Origin of the sequence: Hyella patelloides LEGE 07179, assembly GCF_900659865.1 — a bacterium.
Taxonomy (GTDB): domain Bacteria; phylum Cyanobacteriota; class Cyanobacteriia; order Cyanobacteriales; family Xenococcaceae; genus Hyella; species Hyella patelloides.
The window spans coordinates 1-13283 of the sequence record NZ_LR213962.1 but is presented as its reverse complement, the minus strand read 5'-3'; the positions used below and the strand labels follow the sequence as shown (position 1 = coordinate 13283).

Sequence of the window (13283 nt, the reverse complement as noted above, 5' to 3'; positions counted from 1 at the left end):
CATTGCAGGGAGGCATGGCTGCGGGAGTAGTTTCTCTCATGATTGCGATCGCTTTAAATAATAATGCTCAAGTCTCTTAACTAAAGCATTCTACCTTATTTTTAACGTCAAAATTGTTTAAGTCCCGTTAGACAGAATTAATTGTATATTTTAGAAAAAGTTTTAGATAATTATTTTAAGCTTAAATTAAGCAGTCAGTGTAGCCAGGATAGGGAACGATCGCTTATTTAACTTGTAGCGATCGCCAGAAAAAACTCTTAGCGGTGCGCGAAAGACTGTTTAAAAAATCTACAGGAATATCTCCTCATCAATATGTAATGCAACAGAGAATCGAACTAGCCAAACGGTTATTAAAAAAAGCAGATACCTCGATCGCCAATGTGGCTCTGAGTTGTGGATTCAATAGTCAAAGTCATTTAGGAAAATACTTTCGCGCCATGACAGGAATGACCCCCAAAGCCTATCGTCAAAACAAGTAAATATTTTTTACGAGAAAACAATATGAACAGTCTGCTAGGGATAAATATGAACTTGATTATTTGCGATCGCATTGGTCATTGTACCAAGTATTTTACCTTATTTTGACTTTCACAAATGAAAAATTACTATTTTGCGGTTAATTTGTAGTGGATAAAAATCTATCTGCGACACAAGCGATTTAGTTGAAACTCTACAGTCTTTAAAATAGCCTTTATCTTCTAGAGTTTCAGTGGACAATCTTTGTTAACTAGCAACTTGGGTTATATACTTGAGGAAAATGTTCTTTGAGCTACAAAATCATTTCTCATTCTGGTTTTCTGTTCCGTTACTTCTAGCTACCCTAAGAACAGAATTTGTCGGCTTGCTTAGTTGCGTCCCGCACCTGATACAAAAATTGTGATTAGGTTGATTCTTATGACCGCAATTGGGACAAAAAGGGTAATTCAGTACTACATCAGGTAACGCGATCTCACTATCTTCCCTGGAAAGAACCGCACTTTCAACATCTTTGCTACACACCAAAGATTTCGCCACTTTAGAAACAGCATCAACCGCAAAATCTATATCAGTCCGCGAAACATCTAAATGAGTAACTGCCCGAATTGAGTTGCCAACGCCTCCCATTTTCACCCCACGCTCTTGCAGGAGATTGAGAAACATGGCTTTGTCGAGTCCCAGTCTCGAAACATTAAAAAAAACAATGTTTGTCTCTGGCTTTGTATCTTTAACTGTAATTCCTTCAATTTCACTCAGTCTTCGAGCCAGATAAGTTGCGTTGTCGTGGTCTTCTTGTAAACGTTCAACATGATGGTCAAGGGAATAGAGACAACCTGCTGCAACAATGCCAGCTTGACGCATTGCGCCACCAAAAATGTGTTTATATCGACGTGCTTCAGAGATGAACTCCTTTGTCCCCGCAAGAACAGCACCGATTGGCGCGCCCAGTCCTTTGGTAAAGTCAATCCAGACAGAATCAACACAAGCAGCAAAATCCTTAGCTGTAGTTTGAGATGCCACAACTGCATTTAAAAGTCTTGCCCCGTCCATGTGGTTGACTAAACCTTTTTGACGGGATAATTCACAAACCTCACGTAGTTCGTCAAGTTGCCAAACCGAACCCCCTCCAAAATTGTGGGTTTGCTCGACACACAATAGGCGTGGAATTGCACGGTAAAGGTAAGGAGCAGTGGCGACTCTTTCCAATGCTCGATCTAGCTCATCCACTGTAAAAATTCCTCGCTCGCTGGCAATTGGTTCCATCAATACACCAGAACTCATTGCTGCTCCACCAGATTCCGCTCGAATAATGTGCGCCATTTGTTCTGCTAGCACCACATCAGCAGGGTGAGTATGAGTCTTAATTGCCACAAAGTTGCAAATGGTTCCACAGGCAAAAAAAAGAGCGTCTTCTTTGCCTAATAAATCGGCAACCCTTTCTTGTAATTGATTAACGGTGGGATCTTCTCCCTTTTGCTCATCTCCCACTTCAGCACTGGCGATCGCTTGTCGCATTGCTTGTGTCGGCTTTGTTTCAGTATCGCTAGAAAGCAAAATCATAAGTACTCTTGGCAGGTAAGTAGGTAGGGGTCAATAAATTAAGTGTAAAACTAGAAACTTGATAAAATCTGATAGTTATACCAATTCTCAAAAGTCACGCTCTGACAGCAGTTTTTAATTGGGTAGACCCCATTTATCTATCTGGGAGATTGGGAGATTGGGGGATTGGGGAATTGGGGAACAACTAACAGAAATTTTAATTAGGTATGAGTTCTACTCAACTGAAATTAGCTGTGACGAAGGTTTTAATACAAAATTCAAAAGCTACTACATTATATGGTTTTGAGCAATTTATTGTAATTAAAAATAAAGCTACCATCTGTCTAGCTATTGTGCGAGAAATGATAGTTATCTTAATTTGAGGTCAATCAAGGTTAATTACAGTTGAGGTCTTATCTATCTATCTATCTCCCTGGGAAATAATTCGACCAGGTATGCCGACTACTGTAGAGTTGGCTGGAATGTCTTTGAGGACTACGGCAACAGCACCAACACGGGCGTAACTACCGATCTTAATATTGCCGAGAATTTTCGCTCCCGCGCCCACAGTAACATTACACCCCAAGGTAGGATGTCTTTTACCACTTTCTTTACCAGTTCCACCCAGGGTTACACCATGGTGAAGCAAACAATAATCTCCTACCACTGCGGTTTCGCCGATAACTACTCCCATGCCGTGGTCGATAAAGACACTTTTGCCAATTACCGCCCCTGGATGAATTTCAATTCCTGTCAAAAAGCGAGCAAGATGGGAAATCAAACGGGGCAAAAAGAAAACGCCTAAATTGTGAAGCCAATGGGCTAGGCGATAGAGGATTATAGCTTGAGGACCAGGATAACAGAACAATACTTCTAACCAGTTGGCCGCAGCTGGATCGCGTCTCATCACAATTGCATAATCTTCGACTAAAGTTTTCCAACCCTGCTTAAGGGTAGCCCAGCTTTTTTGATAAGAATAAATGCTGTTTGGTAATCTGTTGTAAGCAGTCATAATTAAAAAGCTTTTTACTATGGTTGTTTGTGGATTAATAGTGATTTTGAGTTGCCCCTAGTCAGAGATGCTCATTCAGTTGACTTCGTAAAAACTGTGGGCGATCAATTACATGAGATTGCCTTGATTGCCTTGATTGCCTTGACAATACTCAGATGCCAAGGCAATCTTGATTAACTGGTTATTTCGTTCTAATCGCATCCAGAACTTGGGCTGACTTTTCTCCCACAAAAGTATTATTCAGCATGGTATGGGAATCATCAGTAGGACCTACTTCAGAATCGGGATGATAGATAATAATTCTCAAAGAGTCATCAATAGCACTGAAGCTATGTAACTTATTTTCTGGAAGACAGAAGACTGTTCCCTCCTCCATCTCGAATATTCCTTCATCCACAGTACAAGTTCCACTACCCGAAGCAACAAGCCCAATTCGTAATGAGGGATGGGTATGGGGAGTTTGAGAGATACCTGGAGGAACATAGAGGAAATTCAAACAGGGTTCTCCAAGTTTTAAAGGATTGATCAAAACCGTTGCAGAGCAGCCGTCAATATATTTTAGTCGTCCTAATGGTTCAATAGGTCCTCCAATGCTGAAAAATCCAGTGTAATTAAGGAGCGTTGCCACTAAAACTTGTCCCGAACCATCTAAAGAAAAGTTACCTGGAACTGTGGCAAAGCTATTTTCTCGCAATAAGAACTCTCCGTTACTGCTTTTGAGAGTAACTGAGCCCTCGGAAACAAATAAAAAGTGCGTGTCCTGTTCGCCATCATTAACTTGAATAGAATTGATGACCCAACGGGCGAGCGATGGATGACCCGCCATAGTGTAGTCTAGTTGAATTGTCTCTAAGAACTTCTGACAGTAAAACTTTTGCATTGCTTGATTATTGGATTTTTCAGATAATTGATTCGGGGAAACACGGTCTTTTTCGGCTTGATTGTGTGATTTAGAATTATTTTGAGCAAAAAAAGTGGGTTTCATGGTTTTATTCTCCTCTTAATGGTGTATTTTGACCTTTTGTGCTTGCTTTCTAGTATTAGGTTGTGCTCTTTTGAGATATGCAGGTAGTTGTTAGAGCTTGAGAAAAATCTTCTCTTTAACTACTTTGTTTAAACTAAAGAGCGATCGGGAAGAACTAGGGATGATTATTCTTATTTCTTTGGTTTAGACTAAAAAAATTCTGAGAAAACGATTCAGCCAGTTAAAAATAGTTGAAATTAAACACAATTATCCAAAAATATAGTTAAGCTGCCTTTTTGTTTTCTGCTCTAGTTTTTTCGTTAGTCCAAACTACAGTGAACTTCTAAGAACTGATTTCATAGTAGATATTTAAACAAGCATAAACATCTGAAAAACGTCTCGAATCTACCCTCAACAAAAGATATAAAGACTCTCTAACTTTCGTTGACGCACTAAGTATATTTTCCTAAGACTAAAGTCCTCTTGATCGTGGCATTCACTGGAAACGGGTCATGTTATAAATCTGTGGAAGTAATATTAGGTAACGCAATACTGCTCGGTTAAGGATTGAGTAGCAGAAAGAGCAATAGCGAACGTCAGTGGTTGAAGTTGAGTAAAACCAGTTCGATGAACTCGCTTTTTCCCTGGAAATTTAGTAACAAAGGTATTAAACCTTTCATTCATGTAACTGATATTTTGACCTTCTGTTGCTGTAGGTGCTATAGAGAAAGGGTTTGACTTCAACCTCTACTCCTCGAAAATAATGCTTACGCTCAAAATACGCTCACTTACCTATTAAACCTTGTGAACTCTAATTTGATTTCCAAGAGAAATTGTTTTTCCTTCTTCGGTGCTAGATAGTCTGGTATTGATTGCTAATCGATAAAAGTGATTAAATTGCGATCGCTCTGTCCAGTCTGGTAAAGTTTCTTGTCGCTTGGTAATGAAAGTTTTTTGAAAGTGGGGATAAGCTTCTCCCGTTTGAGAGTCACGAGTAATTACAACACAGCGTTGACAAGGATTAACACCCATAAAATGCACATTTCCAATTTGAAAATTCACTGTCTCTTCTGCGGTGCTAAATAGCCGATCTTCCCAAAAAGCAGGTACGCCTGAAATTTCAATATTGGAACGAAAACGTAAGCGCACTTCTTCTACTTCCAATTTAGGATACCATGAGGCTATTGCTTCTAAAGTTGCGGTACTAATAATAGTTGCACCAGGAGATACTACATCATCGGGAAATCCTGTTTCTAAATTCTGCTTGATGTTTACAGGAAAACCAAAGTATTTATTTAACCAATGCTCCAATGCATCACGTTCTTGCTCAATGTGAAATTTGCTTATTTGTTCTGTTTCTTGTAACCGCAACGCAACAATATTCGTTTTGAGATCGAATTGAGAACGTATAGCGTGAACTTTATGGTTACGCTTACCATTAACAAACTTTCCCGAACGATCGAAGATAGCAAACTCGCGATCTCTTTTTAATGCGCCACTTTTAAGAATAGTTGCTGTTTCAACCTCAACTCTATCTAACGACTTTATGGGATAAATAAATAATCGAGAAACATAAGGAACTAGATCGCTCATGAGTCTAATAATCAACTAAACAATCTTTTAAACAATAAACTACTTGTTGCTGTTCTTCAAAAGTAATCTCAGGAAACAGGGGTAAAGATAAAACCTCTTGTGCAACTTGTTCTACATTAGGTAACGAGCCTAATTGATAATTTAAGTCTTGATATACTGGCTGTAAATGAAGTGAAAGAGGATAATAAATCATCGCAATGACCCCTTTTTGCTGTAATCTACTGCGTAAAATATCTCTAGCAGTATCTGTAGTTGTAGACTGATTAAAAATGCGAATTGTATATTGATTCCAGACACTATTTCCGCCAGAAAGTGCTGATGGTAGTTTAATATTGGGGATTAATTGTAAAAGCTGTTGATAATTATTTGCTGCTTGTTGTCGTTGTTGATTCCAAGTATCGAGATATTTTAGTTTGATACTTAAAATTGTTGCTTGGAGAGTATCTAAACGGCTATTTAAACCTGTTAATTTGTGGCGATAAGTAACTTTATTCGATATTTCTCTAATTAAGCCATGTTCTCTTAATAGTTTTATTTTATCAGCGATCGCCTCTCTATTGGTGGTTAATGCACCCCCATCTCCACAAGCACCTAAAGTTTTAGTAGGAAAGAAGCTAAAACAGCCTACATCACCAATGCTACCTACTTTTTGATTGTCCCATGATGCTCCTGTGGCTTGAGCGCAATCTTCGATTACATAGATATTATGACTTTTTGCGATCGCCATTAAAGCAGTCATATCTATCGGTTGACCAAACAAATGTACGGCAATAATCGCTTTAGTATTTTTTGTAATAGCAGTTGCAACTTGCTCTAAATCAAAATTAAAAGTATCGGGATCGATATCGACAAAGACAGGTTTTGCACCCACTCTGACAATTACTTCAGAAGTAGCAATAAAAGTCAAGGGAGTGGTAATAACCTCATCCCCCACGCCAATTTCTAAGGCTCTTAATGCCATATATAGAGCATCTGTACCAGAATTACAGCCAACGCTATATTTTGTCCCAGTATAGCGGGCAAACTCGCTTTCAAAATTAGCTACTGCTGCACCACCAATGTATCTACCAGAGCGTAATACTTCCAATACTTGAGCTTCAACTTCTTGGCTAATAACTTTGTGCTGTCTGGTTAAATCGACAGGGGGGATTGTGTTCACTCGCTTACACCAAAATTAATAATAAAGAGTATAGTTATTGATTGTTAATGGTTAATGATTAATAGTTGATTGATTATTGCTTACTGCTTATTAATTACTGAATACTAATTATTGATTAATGTAAAGGTTGCCATGTCAGAATATCATGTAACAGATTCTCATAACCCTGAACATTAGGATGTAATCCATCATCACTATATTGCTCTTGTAGCCATGCTTCTCCTCTAGACAACCAAAGATCGAAAATATCTAAATAGGGAATATTTCTCTGCTGACAAGCTTGTAAAGTAGCTTCTTTATAACGATATTGATCGAGATGGTTGTAATGTAGACAATTGAGAAAAGGCATCTTAGATTCAATTACAGGAGTCATCCCCACAAATAAAACAGGAGCAAGACTGCTCCCTAAATCGAGTAAATCAGCTATTTGCTGTTGAAAGTTCGTAAATTCAGTAAAAAATCTGCCGTTAGCTTTGCCCAAACGGGGTGAATCATTAGCCCCTACTGAAAGTAAAATTACATCGGGTACTTTGTTACGCAATTCCCCACGATGACCAAATTCCAATTCTAAACGACGACAAACATCACTAACGCGATCGCCTCTTACTCCAAGATTATACAACACTCGCTCTTTACTACTAGGAGACATCCATTGACGGCGCAGTCTTTCTACCCAACCACCACCAATATGATCTCCATAACCATAAACAACACTATCTCCCATCGCAATAATTTTTAGGGGCTGTTGAGTTTGACTTTCTAATTCAGATAGAAGCTTATTAGCTACTTTCAAAGAAGAGATTAAGGAAGAGTTAGCAGATATAATTGTTTGCATAGACAAGGGATATTAATTTTAAATTTAATTAGTCTTAATTTTTAATCTATCTTTATATAACTTACTTAATAATACTAGGAGTATTTAATCTTGGCTATTTCTGAGATCACAAATAGTCTATTCTCTCTGAGACAATCTGAATGTTAGACTCATCAATATTACAAAAATAAAGTATTGGCTAGATTACAATAAGAATAGCTATAGCGTTAGCTGCGATCTCGGCAAAGCCGAGATGATGCGCGATCGCCCTTAATCAGTTTTGTTGGAGATAATTTATTTTAATGCAGAGAAAAAGTAGTTTTGATTCTTGGGAAATTATGCATCGTGCTGATGAATTAATGAATGCAGCTTCTAATCGTTATCGTATTACGGTACAAGTAGCCAATCGTGCAAAAAGAAGACGTTACGAAGATATGGATGGTTACGAAGACCCTGTAATGAAGCCTCCTGTCCGCGCCATCATTGAAATGTCTGATGAATTAACTCAACCTGAAATTATTGGTGATTAATTTGGTTATTGGGTAGGAGGCGGAGCTTACAAGGGGGCGAGGCAACCTCGCCCCACAGCACATCTGCAAGGCTTGCGCCCTAGTGTTTAGTTGGCTTTTACTAGCTACTAGCTACCTACTAATCCATGTAAAAGGAGTAAGAAAAATTGCCATATTTCCCACGTAAAACTCAGCAAATTGCAATCGCTTTTTGTTTGAGTCTTATATTCTCGATCTTGGTCAATGCTGGTATTACAAACCAATTATTGCCAGTATTAGGGCAAACTGTGCGTCCTGAAATGGTAGCAGAGCAAGTATATCAAAGCCTCCCTGATTTCCCTTTAGAAAATGAATATATTAGTCAAGCATCGGGTAACGTTGCGTCTCAAAATACTTTGATATTGCGTATCCTTCGTTATCATGAATACGTTAAAAGTCGCCCTCTAAGATATCGCTTCGATTGGCAACTGACTTTTGCTGACTATTTTGATATAAATGAACCAATGTCAGCAGATCGCTATCCTGGTCATAGAACATTGACCGTAAATCCCCTGGAAAGCGATCGCGATATTCTCACTAATTTAACTCGCACTCAAAGAAATCAGCTAATAGATACCTTACTCGCAATTTATAATCCCCAACCAGAAACTACTCCCGAACAACCGACAACCCCTCCTAATAACTCATCAGAGGAAAGAAATCAAAAACCTTCTTTACCTCAACCAGGAGATGCCGATTTATTGTTACCAGTTGAGTAACTGAAACTTAATATAATTAAAGCTCTTCACCCTAATTACTTTTAAGAATAATGAGTCTTTGGTCAGAAGTTAAAGATAATTTCATAGATGATGGAAGTCTGAGAGATATTTATTTTTACCCTTCAGATATATTGACTTGGCAAAAGTTCTTAGATTCAATTTCTTCTTCTAGTTTTGAAAGTATTTATTATCGCGACCATGAAATTACTGAATTTACATGGAATGCCGAAAATGCACTAAAACAACGCCAAAAAGCCAGCCCATTACTTCAATTAAGTAAGGATAGAATAACATTTAATTGTCATTTTTTTACTGAAGACGAAATAGAAATCGACATATCACCCAAAGAAATTAAAGGAGAGAAAGAATTTAATATTGTACTTGAGTTTATGGAATATTTCGGAAGTATATTAGGAACACAAGTTGTTCTCACTGAAGAAAATTCCAAAGATTTGATTATTCTTTCTAAGAAAGAAAATGAAGCAGTTAGAAACAATAAAAATATATAGTATGCTGTAAGAATTTTTAAATCTTAGATTAATTTATTATCGAATTTTATAAATTAATCCATAGTAAATAATTATCTTACTGCGATCGCACGCTTAAATAGCGATCTTCTCTAATTGCTTCTAAAACGTTACTCACCATTGGTTTGGCTTCTCCTAGGGTAGTTAAAATTTGTCCCCCCATTTCTAAAGCAGCTTCAAATTCAGGTTGAACCACTTCTTTTGCACCCATTTTAGTTAAGATATCAATTTCTTGATTACTATGAGAACGTGCCACAATAGCAATGTCTGGAGCTTTTTCCAAGGCGTGTTTTAACAAGATTCTGGTACTAGCGGGGTTAGGAAGAGCGATCGCTAAGGCTTTAGCTGTAGTTAAATGAGCTTTTTCTAAAACTAATTCTGCATCAGCATCTCCAAAGATATGAGGTATTTTGTCTTGTCTTAAATGTTTAGCAGCAGCTTCACTATTTTCAATTACTAAAACAGGATAATTACGATTTTGTAAAACTTTAACAATTACCTGCCCTACTCTACCATAGCCAGCTATTACTACATGATCGGAAATAGTGTCGGGAAGGAAAATATCTTTGTCTTGTAGTTGTTGACTAACATAGCGATTAATTACGGGAATGTTAGCTAGTTTATTGGCAATTTCTGGAGCAAATCTCATTCCAATGGGAGTTAAAACCAGAGTAATAGCTGTCGTGCCAATTAGTAACAAATATTTTTCTAGGGTAATTAAGCCTAATCTTTGACCTGTTAAAGCTAAAACAAAAGAAAATTCTCCAATTTGATTAAGTCCTAAAGCAGCTTGTATTGCGGTCTTAAACGAATAGCCAAATTTCCAAATAATCGGAAATATAATACAGGCTTTTCCAAACATAATTAATGCTACTAAGCCAATAATAATCGTAATATTATTGAGCAAAATATCAGGATCGATCAGCATTCCAATTGAGGCAAAAAAGAGACTAGCAAAGGTATCTCTTAAAGGAATTACTTTCGCTAATGCTTGGTCAGAATAATCAATTTCCGAAATAATTAATCCTGCAACAAAAGCCCCCATTTCAATAGATAAACCTAAACTAGCAGTAACTAAAGCTACTCCTAAACAAAGAGCAATGGTTGTTAAAATAAATAGCTCACTATTTTCTGTTTGAGCTACTGCTTTCATTACAGGGGGTACTAACCAATAGCCAACAACAAAAGCACTCCCGAAAAAAATTAAAGCTTTTAAGGTTGCTTCTAATAATGCAGTAGTTAAATTACTAGGCTGATTCAAAGCTGGTAAAATTGCTAGCATTAGCCCTAAAGCTATATCTTGAGCAATCAAAATTGCTAACATTACTTGACCATGAATTGTATTAATTTCTCCTTTTTCTGTGAGAGTTTTTAACACTACTGCTGTAGAAGATAAAGAAAGGACTGCACCTAAAAATATCCCCTGAACAGGGGTTTCTACCCAACCTAAAAACAAAGAAAATAGAGCAACTATAGTAATAGTCAAACTAATTTGTAAAATGCTTCCTTGCAAAGCAATATCTTTAACTCTTCTTAATTCTGCCAGAGAAAATTCTACCCCTAAGCTAAATAGTAATAGTGCAACGCCAATTTCAGCTAAAGATTTAATATCATCAACATTACTAATTAAACCTAAGCCAAAAGGGCCGATAATTAATCCAGAAAATAAATATCCTAATAGTACTGGTTGTTTTAAACGATTAGTAATAAAGCCACCTACAGCAGATGACGACAATACTATAGTAAGATCGATGATAAAATTATCTACTTTTGCCATAATATTTTTAATTTGCTATTAAAGATATTTAATATATATAATGCAGGGTCAACTCGCGCGTTCCTTCATGAATTGACCCTACAGTGTTTTATTTATTCCTGATAATGTAAAGATAAAATTAGTATTTCTTGATAAGGAAGTTTATTTTTACAAAAAAACACTCATTTAATTATATTCTAGACAATAAAAACGATATATCGAAGATAATTTTAGGAAAATTTAACTGAATAATGGTTTCTTGAAGTTATGTTAGCTAATTTTAAACAACAGATTATTACTACTACTCAAGCAAAAATCAATACATTTATTGGTGGCGAAGGGTATCCTTTGTTACTACTCCACGGCTATCCTCAAAACTATTATATGTGGCATAAAATATACGATCGCTTGTCTCAAGAGTTTACCATAATTATTACAGACTTAAGAGGTTATGGTAACAGCGAAAAACTACCAGTCACCCCTGATAGTCGTAACTATTCTAAAAGGGTAATGGCAAAAGATCAGGTAGAGGTAATGTCTAGTTTAGGTTACGATCGATTTTACCTGGTAGGACACGATCGCGGTGCGAGGGTAGCTCATCGCTTAACTTTAGATCATCCTCAACGAGTACAAAAATTAGCTCTTTTAGATATTGTTCCTACCTACCAACTATATACGACTACAGATCGAGAATTTGCCACAGCCTATTATCATTGGTTTTTTCTCATTCAACCCCATCCCTTTCCAGAGAACTTAATTAACAGTAATCCAGAGTATTTTTTACGTTATTGTTTACAAAGTTGGAGTAGGGTAAAAGGAGCATTTACAGAAAAAGCTTTCAAAGAATATTTACGTTGTTTTAGTAATCCTGAAACTGTTAATAGTACCTGTGAAGACTATCGCGCCTCTGCGGGAATCGATCTAATTCACGATCGAGAAGATCTAGACAAAAAAATAACTTGTCCTCTCTTAGTTTTATGGGGCGCTCGAGGTATTATTGGTAAAAAATATGATGTTATAGCTAGTTGGCAAGAAAGAGCTATTAATGTAACTGGAAAAGAAATTAATTGTGGTCATTTTTTAGCAGAAGAAGCCCCAGAAAAAACTTATCTAGCTTTGCAAGAATTTTTAATTAAATAGTGAAGCTCTGAAGATAAAAATGCGATCGCAATCAACAGATAATTTTTATTATGTGTTGTTTTTTTCCAATTTATAAACATCAAGGTTCATTGAGCCATTTCATAATTTAATTGGATTAGAGACTTTCAAACAACTATGCAAGAAAAGACAGAGAAAGAAAAAATGCTGAATAGCGAGTTGTATCTGGCAACAGATGAAGAACTAACCAGGATGCACTTCGTAGCACGCCAGTTACTTTACAGCTTTAACTTTTCTCAGCCTGATGAAGTAGATCGACAACAACATATTATTCATAGTTTGTTTGGCAAGATTGGGTCAAATTTCTCGATCAAACCTCCGTTTTATTGTGATTATGGTTGTCATATTTTTGCTGGTAATAACTTATACATTAATTTCGACTGCACAATTATTGATTGTAACAAGGTACATCTGGGTAATAATGTTTTACTTGCGCCAAAGGTTCAAATCTACACCGCATATCATCCAACTAATCCTAATCTAAGACTATCTGGCAAGGAATTAGCAGCACCAGTTACTATCGGTGATAATGTTTGGCTCGGTGGTGGGGTAATTGTCTGTCCTGGAGTTTCTATCGGCTCAAATGTAACTATAGGTGCAGGTAGTGTCGTAACTCAAGATATACCGCATAATGTTGTTGCTGTGGGTAATCCTTGTCGAGTGATTAAAAGTGTTTAGCTGAGCAATAATGCAATAATAATAAGATGTGTGAATAATATCCAACGCACATTCAATCATTTAGCGATCGCTATTACTCTTTCAAGCTCTTTGAATTTATCTCAATGGATAGTCCTTGATGTACTCTACAAATTCAATTTCATTAGAAAATAATCCTAATATTTAAAATTGTACTCATAACGATTATGGATTATGTTAAACCATAAAAATTTTGGGCGTTGCTGAATATGTAATGCTTCAACTCTATTTAGTTAACTTGCAGGAGCGAATAAAAAGTTCTCAAAAGCTTAGAGCTTAGAGGAGGGGCTGTCTTTTGAGGTCTCCTCAAAAGTTTACATT

12 protein-coding genes and 2 pseudogenes are annotated in these 13283 nt (G+C 36.8%); 6 read left to right on the top strand and 8 right to left on the bottom strand.

The window, feature by feature from the left end; translation table 11 throughout:
• Positions 1 to 272: 272 nt before the first annotated feature.
• Positions 273 to 479: pseudogene (locus tag H1P_RS23675) on the top strand (helix-turn-helix domain-containing protein); the annotation flags it as partial.
• 298 nt (positions 480 to 777) lie between these two features.
• Here H1P_RS23675 and H1P_RS23670 read toward each other — a convergent pair.
• From H1P_RS23670 to H1P_RS23640, 7 genes and pseudogenes are all read right to left on the bottom strand, one after another.
• A complete protein-coding gene (locus H1P_RS23670; RefSeq protein WP_186376105.1) occupies positions 778 to 2037 on the bottom strand; it encodes a GntG family PLP-dependent aldolase in 1260 nt (419 codons plus the stop codon).
• 418 nt (positions 2038 to 2455) lie between these two features.
• Positions 2456 to 3028 (bottom strand): annotated as a pseudogene (gene cysE / locus H1P_RS23665) (serine O-acetyltransferase); the annotation flags it as partial.
• A 181-nt stretch (positions 3029 to 3209) separates the two neighbouring features.
• On the bottom strand, positions 3210 to 4013 hold the full coding sequence (locus H1P_RS23660) for a cupin domain-containing protein (protein ID WP_144871980.1): 804 nt from the start codon (positions 4011 to 4013) through the stop codon (positions 3210 to 3212).
• A 516-nt stretch (positions 4014 to 4529) separates the two neighbouring features.
• Complete coding sequence (locus H1P_RS23655; RefSeq protein ID WP_144871978.1) at positions 4530 to 4736, bottom strand: hypothetical protein; 207 nt, start codon at positions 4734 to 4736, stop codon at positions 4530 to 4532.
• A 51-nt stretch (positions 4737 to 4787) separates the two neighbouring features.
• Positions 4788 to 5585, bottom strand: coding sequence for an MOSC domain-containing protein (locus tag H1P_RS23650; protein WP_144871976.1), 798 nt, complete (start codon positions 5583 to 5585; stop codon positions 4788 to 4790).
• A gap of 4 nt (positions 5586 to 5589) precedes the next feature.
• Positions 5590 to 6744: a DegT/DnrJ/EryC1/StrS family aminotransferase gene (locus H1P_RS23645; RefSeq protein ID WP_144871974.1), complete on the bottom strand. Its 1155-nt coding sequence runs from the start codon at positions 6742 to 6744 to the stop codon at positions 5590 to 5592.
• A gap of 115 nt (positions 6745 to 6859) precedes the next feature.
• Positions 6860 to 7579 (bottom strand): GDSL-type esterase/lipase family protein, encoded by a 720-nt coding sequence (locus tag H1P_RS23640; protein WP_144871972.1) that lies wholly within the window; start codon positions 7577 to 7579, stop codon positions 6860 to 6862.
• Between the two features lie 281 nt (positions 7580 to 7860).
• Here H1P_RS23640 and H1P_RS23635 point away from each other — a divergent pair, with 281 nt between their 5' ends.
• From H1P_RS23635 to H1P_RS23625, 3 genes are all read left to right on the top strand, one after another.
• On the top strand, positions 7861 to 8088 hold the full coding sequence (locus tag H1P_RS23635; RefSeq protein ID WP_144871970.1) for a DNA-directed RNA polymerase subunit omega: 228 nt from the start codon (positions 7861 to 7863) through the stop codon (positions 8086 to 8088).
• A 146-nt stretch (positions 8089 to 8234) separates the two neighbouring features.
• Positions 8235 to 8825, top strand: a complete 591-nt coding sequence (locus H1P_RS23630; protein ID WP_144871968.1) for a hypothetical protein — start codon at positions 8235 to 8237, stop codon at positions 8823 to 8825.
• A gap of 50 nt (positions 8826 to 8875) precedes the next feature.
• Positions 8876 to 9334: a hypothetical protein gene (locus H1P_RS23625; protein WP_144871966.1), complete on the top strand. Its 459-nt coding sequence runs from the start codon at positions 8876 to 8878 to the stop codon at positions 9332 to 9334.
• 76 nt (positions 9335 to 9410) lie between these two features.
• On the opposite strand, the gene H1P_RS23620 is transcribed toward H1P_RS23625, so the two are convergent.
• The gene (locus H1P_RS23620) at positions 9411 to 11129 is read right to left on the bottom strand and encodes a cation:proton antiporter (protein WP_144871964.1); all 1719 of its coding nucleotides are present in this window, start codon (positions 11127 to 11129) and stop codon (positions 9411 to 9413) included.
• Positions 11130 to 11375: 246 nt separating this feature from the next.
• Between H1P_RS23620 and H1P_RS23615 the strand changes: the two genes are divergently transcribed.
• Both H1P_RS23615 and H1P_RS23610 read left to right on the top strand, forming a co-directional pair.
• Positions 11376 to 12248 carry an alpha/beta fold hydrolase gene (locus H1P_RS23615; protein ID WP_144871962.1) on the top strand — a complete coding sequence of 291 codons (873 nt, stop codon included), beginning with the start codon at positions 11376 to 11378 and terminating at the stop codon, positions 12246 to 12248.
• A gap of 135 nt (positions 12249 to 12383) precedes the next feature.
• Entirely contained in the window at positions 12384 to 12944 is a 561-nt protein-coding gene (locus H1P_RS23610; protein WP_144871961.1) for a sugar O-acetyltransferase, read from the top strand.
• Positions 12945 to 13283 lie beyond the last annotated feature (339 nt).

What these genes read in the sequence shown, in the direction of transcription:
- H1P_RS23620 (WP_144871964.1), bottom strand. Translation starts at nt 11,129, where the DNA reads ATGGCAAAAGTAGATAATTTTATCATCGATCTTACTATAGTATTGTCG.
- H1P_RS23640 (WP_144871972.1), bottom strand. Translation starts at nt 7,579, where the DNA reads ATGCAAACAATTATATCTGCTAACTCTTCCTTAATCTCTTCTTTGAAA.
- H1P_RS23610 (WP_144871961.1), top strand. Translation starts at nt 12,384, where the DNA reads ATGCAAGAAAAGACAGAGAAAGAAAAAATGCTGAATAGCGAGTTGTAT.
- H1P_RS23625 (WP_144871966.1), top strand. Translation starts at nt 8,876, where the DNA reads ATGAGTCTTTGGTCAGAAGTTAAAGATAATTTCATAGATGATGGAAGT.
- H1P_RS23660 (WP_144871980.1), bottom strand. Translation starts at nt 4,013, where the DNA reads ATGAAACCCACTTTTTTTGCTCAAAATAATTCTAAATCACACAATCAA.
- H1P_RS23670 (WP_186376105.1), bottom strand. Translation starts at nt 2,037, where the DNA reads ATGATTTTGCTTTCTAGCGATACTGAAACAAAGCCGACACAAGCAATG.
- H1P_RS23650 (WP_144871976.1), bottom strand. Translation starts at nt 5,585, where the DNA reads ATGAGCGATCTAGTTCCTTATGTTTCTCGATTATTTATTTATCCCATA.
- H1P_RS23615 (WP_144871962.1), top strand. Translation starts at nt 11,376, where the DNA reads ATGTTAGCTAATTTTAAACAACAGATTATTACTACTACTCAAGCAAAA.
- H1P_RS23635 (WP_144871970.1), top strand. Translation starts at nt 7,861, where the DNA reads ATGCAGAGAAAAAGTAGTTTTGATTCTTGGGAAATTATGCATCGTGCT.